This window comes from Flavihumibacter petaseus NBRC 106054 (assembly GCF_000974785.1).
Classification (GTDB): Bacteria; Bacteroidota; Bacteroidia; order Chitinophagales; family Chitinophagaceae; genus Flavihumibacter; species Flavihumibacter petaseus.
Map to the genome: position 1 here is coordinate 20,773 of NZ_BBWV01000001.1, position 19,499 is coordinate 40,271.

13 protein-coding genes are annotated in these 19,499 nt (G+C 49.4%); all 13 read left to right on the forward strand.

Going from position 1 to position 19,499, the window contains the following annotated elements; translation table 11 throughout:
* Positions 1–74 precede the first annotated feature (74 nt).
* Positions 75–4,190 (forward strand): hybrid sensor histidine kinase/response regulator transcription factor, encoded by a 4,116-nt coding sequence (locus tag FPE01S_RS00080; RefSeq protein WP_052955393.1) that lies wholly within the window; start codon positions 75–77, stop codon positions 4,188–4,190.
* Positions 4,191–4,751: 561 nt separating this feature from the next.
* On the forward strand, positions 4,752–6,902 hold the full coding sequence (locus FPE01S_RS00085; protein WP_046366946.1) for a xanthine dehydrogenase family protein molybdopterin-binding subunit: 2,151 nt from the start codon (positions 4,752–4,754) through the stop codon (positions 6,900–6,902).
* A 12-nt stretch (positions 6,903–6,914) separates the two neighbouring features.
* Entirely contained in the window at positions 6,915–7,391 is a 477-nt protein-coding gene (locus FPE01S_RS00090; RefSeq protein WP_046366947.1) for a (2Fe-2S)-binding protein, read from the forward strand.
* 2 nt (positions 7,392–7,393) lie between these two features.
* A complete protein-coding gene (locus FPE01S_RS00095) occupies positions 7,394–8,035 on the forward strand; it encodes a hypothetical protein (protein ID WP_046366948.1) in 642 nt (213 codons plus the stop codon).
* The gene (locus tag FPE01S_RS00100) at positions 8,032–9,171 is read left to right on the forward strand and encodes an XdhC family protein (protein WP_072053930.1); all 1,140 of its coding nucleotides are present in this window, start codon (positions 8,032–8,034) and stop codon (positions 9,169–9,171) included. The genes FPE01S_RS00095 and FPE01S_RS00100 overlap by 4 nt, the downstream gene beginning before the upstream one ends.
* 14 nt (positions 9,172–9,185) lie before the next feature.
* The gene (locus FPE01S_RS00105) at positions 9,186–10,463 is read left to right on the forward strand and encodes an acetyl-CoA hydrolase/transferase family protein (protein ID WP_046366949.1); all 1,278 of its coding nucleotides are present in this window, start codon (positions 9,186–9,188) and stop codon (positions 10,461–10,463) included.
* 160 nt (positions 10,464–10,623) lie between these two features.
* Positions 10,624–11,694 (forward strand): IS110 family RNA-guided transposase, encoded by a 1,071-nt coding sequence (locus FPE01S_RS00110; RefSeq protein WP_046368490.1) that lies wholly within the window; start codon positions 10,624–10,626, stop codon positions 11,692–11,694.
* 651 nt (positions 11,695–12,345) lie between these two features.
* Positions 12,346–13,674, forward strand: a complete 1,329-nt coding sequence (locus FPE01S_RS00115) for a sigma-54-dependent transcriptional regulator (RefSeq protein WP_046366950.1) — start codon at positions 12,346–12,348, stop codon at positions 13,672–13,674.
* A gap of 290 nt (positions 13,675–13,964) precedes the next feature.
* The gene (locus tag FPE01S_RS00120; protein WP_245623971.1) at positions 13,965–14,042 is read left to right on the forward strand and encodes a potassium-transporting ATPase subunit F; all 78 of its coding nucleotides are present in this window, start codon (positions 13,965–13,967) and stop codon (positions 14,040–14,042) included.
* A 2-nt stretch (positions 14,043–14,044) separates the two neighbouring features.
* Positions 14,045–15,760 carry a potassium-transporting ATPase subunit KdpA gene (gene kdpA, locus FPE01S_RS00125; RefSeq protein WP_046366952.1) on the forward strand — a complete coding sequence of 572 codons (1,716 nt, stop codon included), beginning with the start codon at positions 14,045–14,047 and terminating at the stop codon, positions 15,758–15,760.
* Between the two features lie 9 nt (positions 15,761–15,769).
* Entirely contained in the window at positions 15,770–17,806 is a 2,037-nt protein-coding gene (gene kdpB, locus FPE01S_RS00130) for a potassium-transporting ATPase subunit KdpB (protein ID WP_046366953.1), read from the forward strand.
* Between the two features lie 18 nt (positions 17,807–17,824).
* Positions 17,825–18,385: a potassium-transporting ATPase subunit KdpC gene (kdpC, locus tag FPE01S_RS00135; RefSeq protein WP_046366954.1), complete on the forward strand. Its 561-nt coding sequence runs from the start codon at positions 17,825–17,827 to the stop codon at positions 18,383–18,385.
* An 8-nt stretch (positions 18,386–18,393) separates the two neighbouring features.
* Positions 18,394–19,497, forward strand: coding sequence for a porin (locus FPE01S_RS00140; RefSeq protein WP_046366955.1), 1,104 nt, complete (start codon positions 18,394–18,396; stop codon positions 19,495–19,497).
* Positions 19,498–19,499: the final 2 nt, after the last annotated feature.

Here is a 19,499-nt window from a genome sequence, read left to right on the forward strand (position 1 = left end):
CGTCATTCTTGCTACCGGCCTTGTTTTCAGCGATCTTTTTTCCTGTAAATTGAACAACACGCTTAATTGCCGACATGCCCGGAAGACGCCGTATCATATTATTATTGCTGCTGACTGCCTGCTGCCAGGGCCTGACTTTGTGGTGCGAGGCACAGTCACCTATCATTAATTTCCGTCATATAAAAAGTGAGAACGGGTTATCGAACAGTACGATCGAATCCATTCTTCAGGACAGCCGAGGCTTTCTCTGGTTTGGAACCCGCGACGGATTGAACCGGTATGATGGCTCACAGTTCCAGGTGTACCGGAATCACCCGGCAGACACTACCTCTTTAAGTGACAATTATATCACTGCCCTGCATGAAGACAGCGAGCAGACACTATGGGTGGGCACCTTAAATGGCCTCAGTCGTTTCCAACCCCGCCTGAATAAATTCACCCGATATCGCTTCCCTAAAGATCATGGTAATGGTAACACCAACCGTATTGCAACCATCATCGGCGACAGTAAAGGCAGGGTTTGGGTGGGTACTGCGGGAGGCGGTCTCCAGGTTTATGAAAAAGGCTCCGGTCGCTTCCGTACCGTCAGTTGCGTGCTGGGTGATCGTACCGAACCTTATATCTATGCCCTCCTGGAAGACAGCCGCGGTAATCTCTGGGCGGGAACCGAATCCGGCCTGTATTTGTATAATACCCGTGCGGCACAATTCGAAAATATACTGCTGCCGGCTGAACTAAATGGCAAAGCCACCATCAGTGCACTGGCCGAAACGGCAGATGGCCGACTGCTCCTGGGCATGTCAGACAACGGCCTTGTTATTTACCATCCCTCCTACCACAGTTTTCAGCACTTTGTACATCGCGCCGATGATCCCACGTCATTAAGTAGTAACCTGGTCAGGTCTGTGCAGGTCAGTAAAAAAGGGGATGTCTGGATAGGGTCGGTGAACGGCGGGCTCGATCATCTTGATGCATCTTCCGGAAAATTCATCAACTACCAGTACCAGCCCGACAATCCAAACAGCCTCAGCCAGCGAACCGTATCGGCATTGTACGAAGACCGGCAGGGCAATATCTGGATCGGTACCCACCGCGGTGGGATCAACCTGTACATGCCGGGTGCGGAGAAGTTCAGGCTGTACCGGCAGAAACCCTTCGATAACAGCCTTAGTTATAATGATGTCAAAAGTTTCTGCGAAGACCGTTCCGGCAATATCTGGATCGGTACGGATGGCGGCGGACTGAACCTGTTTAACCGCAAACTGAACCATTTCACCCATTACAAACATGACCCCTTCAACCGGAGAAGCCTTGGCTCCAATGAAGTAATGGACATCCGGGAAGACCGGGAAGGCACGCTCTGGGTGGCGACCTGGGGCGGCGGGCTTTGCCGGTATGATCCGCGCACCAATGATTTCACCCGGTTTACCAGCGCCGCTGCCAATTATATACAATGCATTTTTGAGGACCGGGACAGCAGTCTGCTGATTGGTACTTATTTCAGCGGCCTGCATGCCTTCAATAAAAGGACGGGGCAATTCTCCCGCATCACCAGGAGCCCATCCGGAAAAACATCCATCTCAGGAAATAATATCCTTTCCATTACACAGGACCGGGACGGAAATATATGGATGGGTACCGATGACGGTGGCCTTAACCGTAAGGATGCAGGGACGGGAGAATTCAGCCAGTATTTCCGTAATGAAGACAAACTCCCTGATATTCGGGTATTGTTCACCGATAGCCGCGGCGGTATCTGGGCCGGGCAGGCCGGACTATACAAGTATGATTCCGGCCGGAATGACTTTTTTATTTATACCCAGCAGGAAGGGCTGGCCGACGTCTTTATTAAGGGGATGGTGGAAGACAACAACGGGCAATACTGGATCACCACATCTGCCGGGCTTAAAATGCTGGATACGGAAACCGGCCACGTTCGAAGCTTCAATACAGGAGATGGCCTGCAGGAGATGGAATTTGAAGCCAATGCCTTTACCAAAACCCGCGACGGGCAGATTTATATCGGGGGCGTGAACGGATTCAACAGTTTCAATCCGAAAGAAATCAAGGCCAACGATTTCGTTCCCCCGGTTTTTGTCACGGATTTCCAGGTGCAGAACCACCCGGTATCAGGTGGTTCCGGCAGCAAGGTACTGAAGGAAGACATCAGCTTTACCCATGAGATTACCCTGAGTTATAAAGAAGCGACATTTTCTTTTGGCTTTGCTGCCCTGAGTTATACTGCGGCGGAAAATAATCGCTTTGCCTATAAACTGGAGGGATGGGACAAAGACTGGATCTATACGGCACAGGAAAAAAGAGCCTCTTATACCAATGTACGGCCGGGCACCTATACTTTTACGATCAAGGCATCCAACAACGATGGCATCTGGAACAACCAGGGATACAGTATCCGGGTCATTATCACTCCCCCGTTCTGGAACACCTGGTGGTTCCAGTTGCTCACTATTGCGCTGCTTGCCGGCGTATTGTATTATATCTACCATATCAGGCGGAAGGTGCAGCTGCAGCAATTTGAAGAGCAGAAAAAAGAAGAGATCCACCAGATGCAGTTGCAGTTCTTTACCAATATTTCCCATGAATTCCGCACACCACTTTCACTGATTACCGGTCCGGTTGAAAAACTGTTGCAGGAAGACGCCGACAACAAACATCATCACCTCTACCAGGTGATCCACCGGAATGCGAACCGGCTGCTGCAGCTGATCAATGAGCTGATGGATTTCCGGAAAGCAGCATCAGGCGCCCTTCACCTCCAGGTGATGCCCGGCAACCTCCCGTTGTTCCTGCATGAGATCGCCGAAGAGTTCAGTGAACTGGCGTTGCAGAAGAATATCCGTTTTACCGTTTCCGCACAAACCAAAAAATCCGAGATCTGGTTCGATCGGCAGGTGCTGGAAAAGATCATCACCAACCTGCTCAGCAATGCCTTCAAATATACCAATGACTATGGGCGTGTTTCCCTGCAGTTGCTGGATTCCCTGGATCAGTTCCATCCCCAGTATGAAAATAAATTACTGATCGGCAATCAGCCGGAGAACCGGGGCTGGGTCTATGTTCGCGTGTCGGATAATGGTATCGGCATTTCCGGTGAATCAATACGGCACCTGTTCGAGCGGTACTATCGGGTCTCTGATACGCATCTCGGTTCGGGCATCGGCCTTGCCTTTGTAAAAACACTGACACAACTGCACCATGGAAATATCTATGTGTACAGTGAAAGGAATAAGGGCACCGAGATCATTATTGCGCTGCCAGCCGAAAAATCGGCTTACTCCCGGAAGGAAAGATGGCTGCGGCCGGCTGAACTCCCCGATACCGGCGAATTGATTCAATCAGGGCTTTCCAATGGTACTGTCGTCACCCCGGCTACGCCTGTACCGGGATTGACAACAATTGCTGAAGGCAGCAGAAACCAGATTTTGATTGCTGAAGACAATCCTGAATTGCGGCAATTTCTTAAAGAATCGCTCGAATCCCAATACCAGGTAATCGAGGCGGCAGATGGCCGTGAAGCCATGGAAAAGACCGCCACGCAATTTCCGGATGTGGTGATCAGCGACATTATGATGCCGGTAATGGATGGCATTGAATATTGCCGTGCAGTAAAGAACAATGCTGACACCGCACATATTCCCTTTATTTTACTGACTGCCAAAAACGGGATGGAATCGAGGCTGGAAGGTGCGGAAACCGGTGCTGACTACTATTTTTCCAAACCGTTACGTATGGACCTGCTGCAACTGACCTTGCAGAATATACTCAGCCAGAAAGAAAAGCTGAAGGCCTATTACCGGAAAGATCAGCATGCTGAGATCAGGGAGCTGGCGCATTCGGAACGCGACCGGCAATTTCTTGAAAGACTCATTGCCGTGATCGAAGAAAATCTTTCCAAGCCTGAAATGGATATTGAATATATCTGTACACAGATTGGCATGAGCCGCACCAAGCTCTACAACCTCGTAAAAAATATTACGGGTCAGGCGATCGGCGACTTCATCCGCACCGTCCGGCTGAAACGCGCTGCAACATTGCTTACCAAGGGTGAATTGTCGATGTCTGATATCATGTACAGTGTAGGTATCCAGACGCAATCCTATTTTTCCAAGGCATTCAAGCAGGAGTTCGGCAAAACACCTACGCAATACCTGAAGGACCTGGAAAAATGAGGAAAGTTTTGACTGCTGAAGCTTTAGCGTAAGCAGTAACTTCAGCAAAGGGGGGGACCAGCTTTTTAGAAAGTGGTCAATTCATAAAACCGAGTGAAATGAGGCACCACACTGCATTTCACAAAATTAAACGTTTGCATATGTTTATTGCAAACACGTGGTTATATGTCATCGTGGACACTTATAATTGTTGCCCCAGCTGTCTGTAAAGATTTTCAAGTACTGGATCATATAAGTTTCCCGAATAATACGTTTCCGCTAAGTAAGTTTCCCGGCTATGATTTCTCCGTTGGACAATTTACCCGTTTAGAAAAACGGAATTTAAACAAGTAATACACATACGCTTCTGAAACTAAGTGTGGTGGCTCATTTCACTCAGTTTTATGAATTGCATCAATTTGAAAATTAGATACCTCCCGCTTATTCGGGGAATCCACACAGCGTGAACACATAATTCCTTCAACAAAGCATGGAAAGAAAACTATATGCGTCTAACCCAACTCCAAACCCCAACCTTAATCTTTTTTCTCCCGATTTTGTCCGAACTTGTAAGGAACGGCTATGACGACCATCACCAGACGATCCTTTCTCAAAAATGCCGGGGGCGCAGGCGTTGCCCTCTGGCTGGGGTTGTATGTTCACGGTGAAGTGGGAAAGACAACCAGTCCGGTGACGGCAGCACACTTTACACCATGGATCCTGATAGAATCCGGCGGAAAGATCACCATTTACAATACCAAACCCGAGATCGGCCAGGGTACATTCCAGGCGATCCCGGCGCTGATCGCCGAGGAGCTCGAAGTGTCTCTTGACCAGGTAACCATCCTGAACTCAAACGGCGAAAAAGAATTGGGCACCGCACAGCGGGCCGGAGGCAGCGCATCTGTGCGTACCAGTTTTTCTGACCTGCGGAAGGTGGGCGCTTCAGCAAAAGAAGTACTGATCCAGGCTGCAGCAAGTACCTGGGGCGTTGATGCCGCAACCTGTTATGCTGAAAACGCAACGGTGTACCATCGCGCGTCCGGAAAATCGATCGCCTACGGTGACCTGGTGGAAACTGCAGCGAAAATCGAATTGCCCAAAACACCAGTTCTGAAAGACGGGAAGGATTTCAAAATAATCGGGAAGTCCATGCGGCGGCCGGATGTTCCGCTGAAGACCAATGGAAGTGCTGTTTTCGGCATCGATGTGAAAGTAGACGGGATGCGTTATGCGTCAGTGGAAAGATGCCCCGTGATCGGAGGCACCCTGAAACAGTTTGATGCCTCCGCTGCCCTGAAAATAAAGGGCGTGGTTACAGTGGTTCCTGTGGAAAGGGTTTATGGCATTCATCGCAATACCGGTGTGGCCGTGATCGCAGATAATTATTGGGCGGCCCTCCAGGGCAGGAAGAAACTGCGCGTGGAATGGGACACAAAGGGATTTGAACATTTCCAATCGGATGAATATGAAGCGGGCCTCCGGTTGATGGTGTCACAGGAAGGCCTGACCGACAAAAATAAAGGCGATATTGACGCACTTACCATTGCACCGGAAAACCTGGTGGAAGCTTTTTACGAAACCCCGATGGTTGCCCATCATCCGATGGAACCGTTGAACTGTATTGCCCAGGTAAAAGACGACCAGGTGGAACTCTGGACTTCTACCCAGGTGCCCAGTAATGTTACCGGCAGTGGTCCCAATGACCTTCACAAACTGATCGGCGTGGCACCGGAAAATATTAAACTGCATGCAACTTTTGTAGGCGGCGGTTTTGGAAGACGGTTGTATCTTGATTTCATCGTGGAAGCCGTAAATATTGCAAAACAGGTGAACTACCCGGTAAAAGTGATCTGGACAAGAGAGGACACCACCGAACAAGGACCTTTCCGTCCCATGACCTTTTCACAGCTGCAGGGCGGCTTCAGTGCTGAAGGAAAACTGGTGACCTTCCGGCACAAAGTGATCAGCCCCTCCTACGCTGAATCGGTCGGCCGGAATTTTGATCCCAATAAAGTAGACGGTACCATGGTGGAAGGAATTGCGGAGCAGGCTTATGAGATTCCGAATATCCGGACAGCGTATGTCCGTGCAGGTTATCATGTTCCTGTTGCAGCCTGGCGATCTGTTACCAGCTCTACGGTTGCCTTTGCACAGGAGTGTTTCCTGGACGAGCTGGCCTGGAAAGCCGGGATGGATCCCATGTCCTTCCGCTTATCCTTATTATCCGCGCCTTCAGATACAAAAAGAGTATTATTGACACTGAAGGAAGTATCGGGATGGGACCGTCCGCTGCCCAAGGGAAGCGGACGCGGCGTGGCGACCTGGGAATTCTTTGCAGGCCTTTGCGGGCAGACCGTGGAAGTAACGCATTTGTCCGATGGCCGGATACGGATTGATAAAGTAGTAGCCGTGATCGACCTGGGAGAAGTGGTGAATCCTGATAATGTCAGGAACCAGACGGAGGGTGCCATCATCATGGCATTGGGTGCCGCAGTAAAACCGGATATCCGCCTGAAGCATGGCAAGGTGACCCACCATAATTTTTATGACAACCTGCTGCCACGGATCAGTGAGACGCCGTTGATTGACGTGCATATCCTGGCCGAAGGAGGTAAGGTTAAGGGTGTGGGTGAACCCGGATTACCGCCATTCGCCCCGGCCCTGGCCAATGCGATCTTTGCAGCAACAGGAAAGCGTAACCGGAAAATGCCTTTTGATCTTCATGTGTAAACAATACCAATTATGATCAGATTAACCGTTAACCAGAAAACACATAAAGTGGACGTTGATCCCGATATGCCCTTGCTTTGGGTAATCAGGGATATCATCGGACTTACCGGAACGAAGTATGGCTGTGGCGTTGCACAATGCGGCGCCTGTGTAGTGCACCTGAACGGGGAAGCAGTCCGTTCCTGCGTCACGAAAGTTTCCCGTGCAGCCAATCAGAAAATCGTAACGATCGAAGGGCTTTCTCTCCATAATGATCATCCTTTGCAGCAGGCATGGGCGGAGATTGACGTTCCGCAATGTGGATATTGCCAAAGCGGCCAGTTGATGTCTGCAGCAGTACTGTTGAAAGAAAATCCACAACCCGACGACGCTGCAATCGATGCTGCCATGTCGGGCAACCTTTGCCGCTGCGGCACCTACCCCCGCATCAGAAAAGCAATTCATCGTGCTGCTGAGCTGCAGCAGGAAGCCGGAAAAAAACCATTCTAACTATGCCTGTCAACCACAATCTTCCAGTAAGAACATTTTCCGTAGTCACCGGGCTTTTCGGATTATTCGCATTACTGTCTTTCAGTATCCGTAAAGGGCACATCGAGCAGGATGCCCCGACGGGCCATGACAGCCTTATGATCGTGAAAGATAGTGCTGCATCAGTTAAAGCTTTCCTGGAAGTATACAACGTATTGATGAGTCCGCGTTGCATGAATTGTCACCCATCCGGCGATGTACCGCTGCAGGGAGATGACAACCACCTGCATACCATGCTTCCCCAGCGGGGTAAGGACGGCAAGGGAGTATATGCCATGAAATGCGCCAATTGCCATCAACCAACCAATACGCCCGGGGAACATACACCTCCAGGCAATCCCAACTGGCATCTTCCGCCCGCTGATATGAAAATGGTATTCCAGGGAAAAACACCGCATGAGCTGGCTAAACAAATCATGGATCCTGCTCAGAATGGTAATAAGACACCGCAGCAATTGCTGGAACATGCACATGATGGATTGGTGGTGGCCGCCTGGAATCCGGGTGAAGGAAGAACCTTGCCCCCAATGACACATGATGCATTTGTAAAAGCCTGGACTACCTGGCTGAAAACCGGTGGGTTTGCCCCACAAGCGAACCCGTGACGAAAGAAATTCATGATATCATCAATGCTTACCACAAAGCCAGGCGGGAGGGAAAGCAAATGGCGCTCGCGACTGTGGTGCATGTGGAAGGATCTTCCTACCGGAGACCCGGCGCGCGCATGCTGGTGGAGGAAGATGGAAAAATGACGGGTGCCATCAGTGGCGGATGCCTGGAAGGCGATGCGCTTAGGAAAGCGCTGCTGGCGATACATCAGCAAGCAAACCGGCTGGTTACCTACAACACGCTGGAAGACGATATGGCATTCGGTGTACAGCTCGGATGCAATGGCATCGTGCATATTCTCTTTGAACCGGTCGACCCGTCAAAAACTAATCATCCCGTAACATTGCTTGAACAATGCGCATCGGCTCGCGAACCGCTGGTGCTGGCAACGGTTTTTAACCTGAACCGCAATCCACATCAACAGTTCGGCACCTGCCTGTTATCCGATGGAGAAAAGTCAGTTCACGCAGGCAACACCCCGCCTGACCAACTTCCATTGGTTACAGCATTAACAGCAGATGCTATACAAGCCCTGGACACACAATCTTCCCGGCTGGAACACTATCCTGCAACGGGCGACAGTGCCTTCCTCGAATACCTTCAACCAGCCATATCCCTGTACGTTGTGGGCGGTGGTAATGATGCCCTTCCGCTGGCAGCAATGGCGTCACTGCTGGGCTGGCCCGTGACGGTGATCGACGGAAGAATTACGCATGGCAACCGTCAGCGTTTTCCGGCGGTGGAGAATATTATCAACGGTAAACCTCAAGCCGTTCTGCCGCAGCTACAGATCGACCATCGCTCCGCAGTCGTGCTGATGACACACAATTACCATTACGACCTGGCGATGCTGAAAGGCCTGCTGCCGATGGAGCCCGGGTATATCGGCTCTCTTGGCCCAAAAAGTAAATTCTTAAAAATGCTGGACGACCTCCGGCACGAAGGTATTGAACCGAGCCAGGAGCAGCTTGAAGGCGTATACGGCCCTACCGGGTTGGATATCGGCGCAGAAACAGCCGAAGAGATTGCGCTTTCCATCATAGCCGAGATCAAGGCAGTGATGTGCGGAAGGAAGGGAAATTTTCTGAGGAACAGGCAAAACAGCATCCATCACCACGTTACAGAACAGTAGCCATATTCAACACCATGAGATTGCCCTTTACCTCCATCGAAAAAGCAGTTGAACTTGTTCAGTCCGGCGACCGTGTATTTGTTCACGGCAGTGCTGCCACGCCTCTTTCCCTCGTGAACGCCTTACTCGAAAGAGCTCCTGATCTGAAAAACATTGAGATTGTTTCCATCAGCACATACGGTGATATTCAATGGAAAAGACCTGGTATCACCGGCAGTTTTTACCTCAATTCCCTATTTGTTTCAGCCAATGTGCGGGAATGGGCCAATAGCCACTACGGAAGTTATGTGCCAATATTTCTCAGCGAAATCCCCAAACTCTTCCGGGAAAACATGCTCCCGCTCCAGGTAGCAATCGTTCAGGTGTCGCCGCCCGACATGCATGGCTATGTTTCGCTGGGCACGTCCGTGGACGCAGCCCTGGCCGCTGTACAGACAGCCCCGATCGTGATTGCACAAGTCAACCCCCGTATGCCGCGGGTATTCGGCGACGGTGTCATTCATGTTTCCCGGTTCACGGCGCTGGTCGAAGAATCAGCCGAACTTCCTGAAGTGGATTATGGCAGTAAATCAGATGCCGTGTCGCAGGAAATCGGCAAACATGTTGCGGGCCTCATCGAGGATGGTGCCACACTGCAACTGGGCATCGGTGCCATACCCGATGCAGTACTCAAACAGCTTACCCACCATCGCCGGCTAGGCATTCATACTGAAATGTTCTCAGACGGCGTGATCGATCTGGTGGAACGCGGGGTGATCACCAACGAACACAAAGTGATCAAACCCGGAAAGATCGTCACTTCATTTTTACTCGGAACAAGAAGGCTCTACGATTTTGTAGACAATAACCCCTTTATTTCGAGTAAGGATATCAGTTGGGTAAACGATACCGACATTATCCGCCGCAATCCGAAAATGATTGCGATCAACAGCGCCATCGAAATTGATCTGACCGGTCAGATCTGTGCTGATTCAATTGGCACCTATCAGTATTCAGGTATTGGCGGACAGATGGATTTCATGCGGGGTGCCGCCTTGTCTCCGGGTGGTAAAGCGATCATTGCGCTCCCCTCCACAACCAAAAAAGGGATTTCCCGCATTGTCCCCTTTCTCAAGGAAGGCGCCGGTGTGGTCACCACGCGGGGGCATGTGCATTACGTGGCAACCGAATACGGTGTGGTGAATCTGTTCGGAAAGAATATGGAACAGCGCGCGAGGTTGCTGATCAGCATTGCGCATCCGGATCATCGTGACACCCTGGAGAAAGCACGCATAGAGCGGTTCTCGCGATAAGCATCAGGCGCAGTTTTATCACGCTGTGTTTTCCCGCAAGGGCGCAGGCGCCCCGCAAAGGAGCAAAGATTTCATGCTTTCATTAGCAATAAAGAAGCTTCTGTATTAGGTGTAACTTTTGGTTGTCAAAATCAATCAATCACACTTAAAAACAGAAGCCATGACACAAGGTAAGAAATTGGACTTTGGCGGTCAATCGATTTTTTGTGGTATTGATGTACACAAAAAGTCCTGGAGCGTTTGCCTGCGGACTGCCGATCGGGAGCTTCAGTGCTACACCCAAAATCCGGATCCGGAATTGCTATCGGATCGCCTTAACAAGTCCTATCCGGGGGCCAGCATTCAGCTGGTATATGAAGCCGGTTTTAGTGGTTATTGGACGCAACAAAAGCTGAGTTGCAGGGGCTTTGACTGCCGGATTGTGCATGCCTCCGATGTGCCTCAGACCGATAAGAACCGACGCTTTAAGACCGATCCGGCAGACTGCCGTAAATTAGCCTGGGAATTAAGTAAGGGCTCTTTAAACTTTATTCATATTCCACAGCCCATTACCATAGAGAACCGTAGTCTGGTGCGCAGCCGCGAGCAACTGGTGAAGGACCAGACCCGCTATAAGAACCGGATTCACTCGTTTTTGGATTTTATGGGGGTTGCTGTTCCTGAAAACTTCACCAAAAGCACTCATTTTAGCCGGGCGTTCCTGAAGTGGCTGGAGCAACTGGATTTACCCGGGCACAGTAGAGCTGCCTTAAAAGTGAAACTCAGCATGTTAGAGGCCATACGCGGTCAGCTCTTAGAGGTGAACCGGGTACTCAAAGCCCTGGCTAAAAGTGACGCCTATCAAAAGCAAATGGGTTTACTCATGACCATCCCCGGCATTGGGTGGCTAAGCGCGTTAATCATCTTTACCGAACTTGAGGATATCAGAAGGTTCAAAAACTTTGATCACCTGGCCAGTTATGTAGGCTTTAAACCCGACATCTACGCTTCAGCAGAGAAAAGCAGCGTAAAGGGCATTACCCATCACTGCAATCATTTGCTTCGGGAAACAATGGTAGAATGTGCCTGGATGGCTATATCAAAAGACCCCGCGCTCACTCAGTCATACTACCAACTCAAGGGGCGTATGCACTACAATAAGGCGATTCTGAGGATCGCCAAAAAACTACTGAACCGGGTCCGCTTTGTACTGATCAATGAACAACCCTATCAGATTGAAACTGTATCCTGATGGCGCCAAAGTATAGGTATCTAGTTTTATAGGGAAACGGATTAAAACTTTTGCTGCGAAATAAAATTTTCCAAAAAGCTGCCAACGTTAATTTGCGCCTGCAGCAACCAACAAGGATCGTCTGTCTAGCAAAGAGTGCGCAGCTTCTAATGAACCTGAACAAAATCCTGCAGCGGCCAACTGCCTGTCTGCCAATAGGAGAGTGAATTTATTACAGCAGTACAAAGCCTATCCAAAAGCAAAACCCAATCAGATGAAACATAGGAGGCGCAAAGATTTTTGTGAAGATGTTTTGGGGAGTTTTGTAAATGAGATACCGGGTATTATAAAAGAAAGCAGCCTTCAGCTTTAATATTGTCATAGGCCAAATTTCCGGGACATTTCTTGCATTACTCCGGCTCTTCTCCCGCATCCGGCTGGCCCTTTTCCCGCAACTTTCCAGCGTAAAGGCGGCGCGTACCCGGCTTCTGCATTGCTCTACTTCTATTTACCCGATGTTACGCCGATCCTAATCCTCACTGAAACCAATACTACCTTCGCGCCTTTGCTCCTTTGCGGGGCGCCTGCGCCCTTGCGTGAAAATATTGCGAGAAATAAGCTGCGCGAAAAACAATCGCGCAGCACCGCGAACTTTTCCTCAATTTTGCTCCCATGCCCGGCACAATACTACTGATAGACGACGAAACGCAACTGAGAAAACTGCTCACGCGCATCATTTCACTGGAAAACTTTACCGTTATAGAAGCCGGCTCACTGAAAGAAGCAGATGCTGCAATGGCAAGACACACTATAGATGTAGTGCTATGTGATGTGAAACTACCGGATGGCAATGGCGTGGACTTCGTAAAAAAAGTAAAACGGGACCACCCGGGCCAGGAAATTATCCTGCTGACTGCTTTTGGTAATATTTCTGACGGCGTGCAGGCGATCAAAAATGGCGCGTTCGACTATATTGCCAAGGGGAATGACAACGACCGCATCCTGCCATTGCTGCACCAGGCCACTGAACATGTGCTGAAGCAACGGAAATCAGCTGTCCGCTTCCGTGATCAACCACATGATTTCAATGCCATTATAGGCAACAGTGCGGTCATCACAAATTGTATCAGTATTGCCCGCAGGATCGCAGACAGCAATGCAACAGTACTGATCCTGGGAGAAACAGGAACCGGTAAGGAGGTATTCGCACAAGCCATTCACCAGAATAGCCGCAGGAAAGCATTTCCTATCATTGCCATCAACTGCAGTGCTTTCAGCCGCGACTTACTGGAAAGTGAACTTTTCGGTCACAAAGCAGGCGCCTTTACCGGAGCACAGAAAGATAAAAAGGGACTGGTCGAACTGGCTGAACACGGTACCCTCTTCCTCGATGAAATAGGCGAAATGCCTATCGATCTGCAAGCTAAACTGCTCCGTTTTCTTGAGAACGGACAGTATATCAAACTCGGCGACACGAGAATATCCAAAGCAGATGTACGCATCATTGCGGCCACCAACCGCGATCCTGTGGAACAGGTAAAAGCCGGCCAATTCCGTGAAGATCTTTATTACAGGCTGAATGTATTATCCCTTATCCTGCCGGCACTGCGTGAAAGGAAAGCAGATATCGCCGCGCTTGCTTCCCATTTCCTGGATCTGTTCAGCAGCCCTGATCACCCACCACGCTCCCTTTCGGCTGATACCCTGCGGTTGCTGGAAAATTATCCATGGAAAGGAAACATCCGCGAACTCCGGAATGTGATTGAACGTGCACTGATCCTCACGGATGGTCCGGAAATCCTGCCAGGCCATCTTCCTATTGAGATGCAGCAACAACTTCAGCTGCAAGACACAAGCCATTCATTGTCAGCAGTAGAAAAACAACATATCGTCAAAATACTGAGGCATACCGGAGGGAACAAAACCAGGGCTGCGGATTTACTGGGCATCGGATTGACCACACTCTACCGGAAAATGGAGGAATACCAGATCTCCAAATAGGTTTAACCCTTTCATTTTGACAAAAAACCCTTTCATTTTGAAAGGGTTTTCGCACATCAGAACGTCCCACTCCCCTACAAACTTCTCTATAAGAACCTGAATTTCAAGGTATTTATTGTTTTGTTGTGACATCCCATCAAACAGGTATACCGTTTGGTCACGTAGCACAAACAAAACAACCTCCAATGCTCACGCTGATTCTTCTAGCTGCCGGCGGTATCTGCTTCTGGTGCTTCTTTAAAACCATCGACTGGTTCGAAAAAATTTAACCCTGAAATGAAAATCTTATGATGCTCAGCTTATTTATCCTGTCCATCGCCGTCTTTTTTTACCTATTGTATGTATTGATCAAACCTGAAAAATTCTGATTATGTCCGGCGAAATAATAGCCATAATATCCATCTTCCTGGTGACCCTCATTCTGGCATGGCCACTGGGGAAATACATCTCCAAAGTGTTTCGGGGAGAAAGGACACTGACCGATTTCATGTCACCACTGGAACGATTTATTTTCCGGTTCAGTGGAATTAATCCCAACGAACCCATGAGCTGGAAACAGTTTCTGAAAGCCATGCTGACTGTAAACGCATTGTGGCTATTCTATGCAATGGGTCTTTTAATTTACCAGGACCGTTTTCCGCTCAACCCGGATGGTAATGCAGCACAAACACCAGACCTGGCTTTCAACACTGCGATCAGCTTTCTGGTTAACTGTAACCTGCAACACTATTCCGGTGAAAGCGGCCTGACTTATTTCACGCAACTGTTCGTGATTACTTTTCTTCAATTTGTGAGTGCTGCAACTGGTATAGCGTGCCTGATTGGTCTCTTCAACGGATTCAGGGAACGCACTACCAACAATCTTGGAAACTTCTGGAACTACCTGGTTTTGAGTGTTACCAGGATTTTGCTTCCGCTGTCCATTGTTGTTGCTGTTATCCTGGTATTCAACGGAACGCCATCAAGCTTTGCCGGAAAAGATACCATTACGACGCTTCAGGGAGATACCGTGCAGGTATCCCGTGGACCAGCGGCCGGGATGATCGCCATCAAACAGCTGGGTACCAATGGCGGTGGTTGGTTTGGCGTCAATTCCGCCCATCCGCTGGAAAACCCCAACTACCTAACCAATGCGGTAGAAACAATTTCCATATTGCTGATCCCCATTGCGCTCATTTTTTCATTAGGCTTCTACCTGCAGCGCAGGAAACTGGCAGTTATGATCTTTGGTGTAATGTCGGTGCTCTTCATTCTCTTTACCGCAATCAATACATGGTATGAAACAAAGGGAAACCCCGCCATCGACAGGCTGGGTATTGCCCAACTCCAGGGTAGTATGGAAGGAAAGGAAGTTCGAATAGGAGCGGCTGCGACAGCATTGTGGAGTGTAGCAACAACCTCTACTTCCAATGGATCGGTTAACGGAATGCACGATAGCCTTACTCCAATTTCCGGTGGTGTGGTGATCCTTGATATGATGATCAATGCCCTTTATGGTGGTGTTGGTGTTGGGTTACTAAACTTCTTCATCTTCATTGTTATTGCAGTATTTCTTTCGGGCCTTATGGTAGGCAGAACGCCGGAGTTCATGGGACATAAAGTTGAAGCCAGGGAAGTAAAAATAGCTGCGCTAATCACACTGTTGTCCGCGTTCCTCATCAAGGGATTCACAGCACTGGCCGCTTATATGGTAGCTCATCACCCTGAAATCGCGTGGTCAGTAAAACCCGGTGCATGGCTGAACAACCCCTCTTTCCATGGATTTTCGGAAATGCTGTATGAATTCACCTCCTCCAATGCGAACAATGGAAGCGGATTTGAAGGGCTCGCAGATAACAATATATTCTGGAATGTAACAACCGGTATTGTTCTGATTCTTGGCAGGTACCTTCCGATCATCGGACCCATTGCAATTGTCGGACTACTGGCCAACAAAAAGTTCATACCTGAATCTCCGGGCACGCTCCGGACAGATTCCATCACCTTTGGGGTTATGACACTTGCAGTGATCATCATTGTAACAGCACTTTCTTACCTGCCTGCGCTTGCCCTCGGACCACTGGCTGAATATTTCTCCCTTTATTAATTGTACACCATGTCAAGTTCAAAAAGAAAAATACCCCTGTTCGAACCACGGCTGGTTCGCACTGCCCTGCAGCAATCATTCATCAAGCTGCATCCCGTTAAGATGTTCCGGAACCCGGTTATGTTCTCCGTGGAAATTGCCACTGCCATCATGCTGGCGGTAGTACTCTATCAAATGAGTACAGGTGAAAAGAGCCAGGGTGGCGTCTGGTACAATACTCTGGTATTCGCGATCCTGCTCATCACCGTGCTGTTTGCCAATTTTGCGGAAGCCCTTGCCGAAGCAAGAGGTAAGGCACAGGCCGAAAGTCTGCGTAAAACACGGGAAGAGACTCCGGCCAAAAAGCTAACAGGCGGCAAGGTTAACCGTGTTTCGTCTTCACAACTGCTACTGGGCGACCTGTTTGTATGCGAGGCGGGAGACGTGATTCCTATGGATGGAGAAATCATTGACGGTATTGCTACAATTGATGAGTCCGCCATTACCGGCGAATCAGCTCCTGTGATCCGTGAATCGGGTGGGGACAAATCATCTGTAACCGGTGGTACCAAAGTACTCAGCGATAGGATTGTCGTAAAAGTAACAACAGCTCCCGGTGAAACTTTTCTTGACAAAATGATTGCCCTGGTTGAAGGTGCATCACGGCAAAAAACGCCCAATGAAATTGCCCTGACTATCCTCCTGGCAGCCTTTACATTGATATTCGTTATCGTTTGCGTAACCCTTAAACCCTTTGCCGACTATGCAAAGACACCCATCACCATCGCGGCATTCGTTTCACTCTTTGTCTGCCTGATTCCCACCACTATTGGCGGATTACTGTCAGCCATCGGTATTGCAGGAATGGACCGGGCACTCGGCGCCAATGTAATTGCAAAAAGTGGCAAAGCAGTTGAAACCGCTGGTGACGTTGATGTATTGTTGCTGGACAAAACCGGTACCATCACCATCGGAAACAGAAAAGCCACCAACTTTTTCCCGGTAAACGGAATGCCTGAGAACAAATTCATCGAACTCAGTGCGTTGAGTTCCTTGTCGGATGATACACCGGAGGGCAAATCCATCGTGGAGCTTGCGCAACAAAAAGGAGTCCAGGCCATCGCTGAAAAAGGAACCAGGTTTGTACCATTTACTGCTGAAACCCGCAGCAGCGGAGTGGACACACCATCCGGCAGCAATATCCGGAAGGGTGCTTTCGATGCCATTAGTAACATGATAAAAGCCAGTGGCAACACAGTACCGCAACCGGCGGCTGAAACGGTACAACGGATTGCAGCCAACGGGGGTACTCCGCTGGTCGTTTCGCTGAACAATGAAGTAAAAGGGGTGATTGAGTTGCAGGATATTGTCAAACCCGGCATCCAGGAAAGGTTTCATCGATTGCGCAAAATGGGCGTAAAGACTGTAATGGTAACCGGAGATAACCCGCTCACGGCAAAATACATTGCCAATGTATCCGGCGTCGATGATTTTATTGCCGAAGCCAAACCGGAAGACAAGATGCATTACATCCGCCAGGAACAGGCGAATGGAAAGCTCGTTGCCATGATGGGCGACGGTACCAATGACGCCCCGGCACTGGCACAGGCGGATGTGGGTGTTGCCATGAACAGCGGCACCCAGGCTGCAAAAGAAGCCGGGAATATGGTGGATCTGGATAATGATCCCACCAAATTGATCGAAGTGGTGGAAATAGGTAAACAACTGCTGATCACCAGGGGTACGCTGACCACCTTCTCAATCGCCAACGATGTAGCGAAATACTTCGCAATTGTCCCTGCACTCTTCATCAGTTCCATACCTGCCCTGCAGGCACTTAACATCATGCACCTGAAGAGTCCTGAGTCGGCCATTCTGTCTGCCATCATCTTCAACGCGATCATCATACCGATCCTGATACCACTCGCTTTGAAGGGAGTGCAGTATCGCCCGATTGGCGCGTCTGCGCTGCTTCGCCGGAACCTGTTTGTGTATGGACTTGGCGGCATTATAGTACCCTTCATCGGAATAAAGCTGATTGACCTCCTGGTTGGCCTTTTCGTGTAATCAGAAAAACAAATAATTATGAAAAAGTATCTTGGTATATCATTCAAACTTTCCCTCGCACTGCTTATTCTGTGCAGCTTGCTTTTCCCTCTGCTTATTGCAGCTATCGGAAAAGCAGCCCCCGGCGGTGGAGATGGCGAAACAGTAAAAGTGAATGGAAAAGTAGTTGGGTATAAAAATATCGGTCAACAATTCTCCGAAGATAAATATTTTCAGGGTCGCCCATCTGCTGTCAGTTATAACGCAGGAGGATCCGGCGGCAGCAATAAAGGCGCCTCAAACCCTGATTACCTGCAACAGGTAAAGGACCGGATAGACACTTTCCTCGTGCACAACCCCGGCGTATCGCACGCCGATATCCCGGCAGACCTGGTAACAGCCAGCGGCAGTGGTCTGGATCCGGATATAAGTCCTGCTTCCGCCCTGGTACAGGTTAAGAGAATTGCTGCCATCCGCCATCTTCCTGAAGAAAAATTAAAATCCCTTGTTGCTGAAAATACTGAAAAACATATGCTGGGCTTTGGTCCCACTACAGTAAACGTACTCCTCCTGAATATCGCGCTAGACAATCTGAAATAAAGTGCACCATGAAAAAGAAAATCAAACTGCGCTCTCTTGCCTTCTTGTCATTATTGCTATGCAAAAGTCCCGTTCAGGCACAGGACACTACTGCATCCACTGCACCTGCCCCGACACTTCAGTTCAGCGGATACGCTGAAGCCTATTACTCCTATGATTTTAACGAACCAGCAGATCACAACAAAGCCACCTTCCTCTACAGTCATAGCCGGCACAATGAATTCAACCTCAACCTCGGATACCTGAAAGCCGCCTATTCGGCAGCAAGGATCAGGGCTAACCTGGCGCTTGCGGCAGGCACTTATATGAATGCCAACTACGCGGCTGAGACCGGTGTGTTGAAAAATATCTTCGAAGCCAATGCCGGTGTCCGGCTTGGCAGAAAACAATTGTGGCTGGATGCGGGCATCTTCGGTTCACATATCGGCTTCGAAAGCGCTATCAGCAAGGACTGCTGGACACTGACAAGGAGCATCCTTGCTGAAAACTCACCGTACTACGAGGCTGGGGCCAAACTGACCTATTCGACAGACAATGGTAAATGGCTCATGAGTGTTCTTGCACTGAATGGCTGGCAGCGGATTACCCGCGTAGACGGCAATTCCATGATGAGCTGGGGCACGCAATTGCAGTACAAACCATCGGGAAATGTATTATTGAACTACAGTACATTTCTCGGTACGGATAAACCGGATACGGCCCGGCTCTTGCGGGTGTTTCACAATGTTTATGGTACTTTTCAGCTGTCTGAAAAGTGGGGCCTTACAACAGGTTTCGATATCGGTACCGAAGAAAAGACACCATCCGCTGACGGCACAAACTTATGGTATTCCCCTGTTGTTATAGTACGTTTTGCCGTCAACAAGAAATGGACCGTTGCGGCAAGGGCGGAATATTATAACGACAAGGACGGGGTAATCATCAGTACGGAAACCCCGAATGGCTTTCAGACCTCGGGTTACTCCCTGAATATTGACTACAGTCCCGTACAAAATGCACTGATTCGCTTGGAAGGCAGGAATCTCCGGAACAAAGACGACAGTTTTGCAGGAAAAGACGGTCCCAGCAATAACGATTCATTCATCACGGCATCCATTGCCATTTCATTCTGATC

What these genes read in the sequence shown, in the direction of transcription:
- FPE01S_RS00095 (WP_046366948.1), top strand. Translation starts at nt 7,394, where the DNA reads ATGCCTGTCAACCACAATCTTCCAGTAAGAACATTTTCCGTAGTCACC.
- kdpB (WP_046366953.1), top strand. Translation starts at nt 15,770, where the DNA reads ATGTCAAGTTCAAAAAGAAAAATACCCCTGTTCGAACCACGGCTGGTT.
- FPE01S_RS00120 (WP_245623971.1), top strand. Translation starts at nt 13,965, where the DNA reads ATGCTCAGCTTATTTATCCTGTCCATCGCCGTCTTTTTTTACCTATTG.
- FPE01S_RS00115 (WP_046366950.1), top strand. Translation starts at nt 12,346, where the DNA reads ATGCCCGGCACAATACTACTGATAGACGACGAAACGCAACTGAGAAAA.
- FPE01S_RS00105 (WP_046366949.1), top strand. Translation starts at nt 9,186, where the DNA reads ATGAGATTGCCCTTTACCTCCATCGAAAAAGCAGTTGAACTTGTTCAG.
- FPE01S_RS00090 (WP_046366947.1), top strand. Translation starts at nt 6,915, where the DNA reads ATGATCAGATTAACCGTTAACCAGAAAACACATAAAGTGGACGTTGAT.
- kdpC (WP_046366954.1), top strand. Translation starts at nt 17,825, where the DNA reads ATGAAAAAGTATCTTGGTATATCATTCAAACTTTCCCTCGCACTGCTT.
- FPE01S_RS00140 (WP_046366955.1), top strand. Translation starts at nt 18,394, where the DNA reads ATGAAAAAGAAAATCAAACTGCGCTCTCTTGCCTTCTTGTCATTATTG.
- FPE01S_RS00085 (WP_046366946.1), top strand. Translation starts at nt 4,752, where the DNA reads ATGACGACCATCACCAGACGATCCTTTCTCAAAAATGCCGGGGGCGCA.
- FPE01S_RS00110 (WP_046368490.1), top strand. Translation starts at nt 10,624, where the DNA reads ATGACACAAGGTAAGAAATTGGACTTTGGCGGTCAATCGATTTTTTGT.
- FPE01S_RS00080 (WP_052955393.1), top strand. Translation starts at nt 75, where the DNA reads ATGCCCGGAAGACGCCGTATCATATTATTATTGCTGCTGACTGCCTGC.
- kdpA (WP_046366952.1), top strand. Translation starts at nt 14,045, where the DNA reads ATGTCCGGCGAAATAATAGCCATAATATCCATCTTCCTGGTGACCCTC.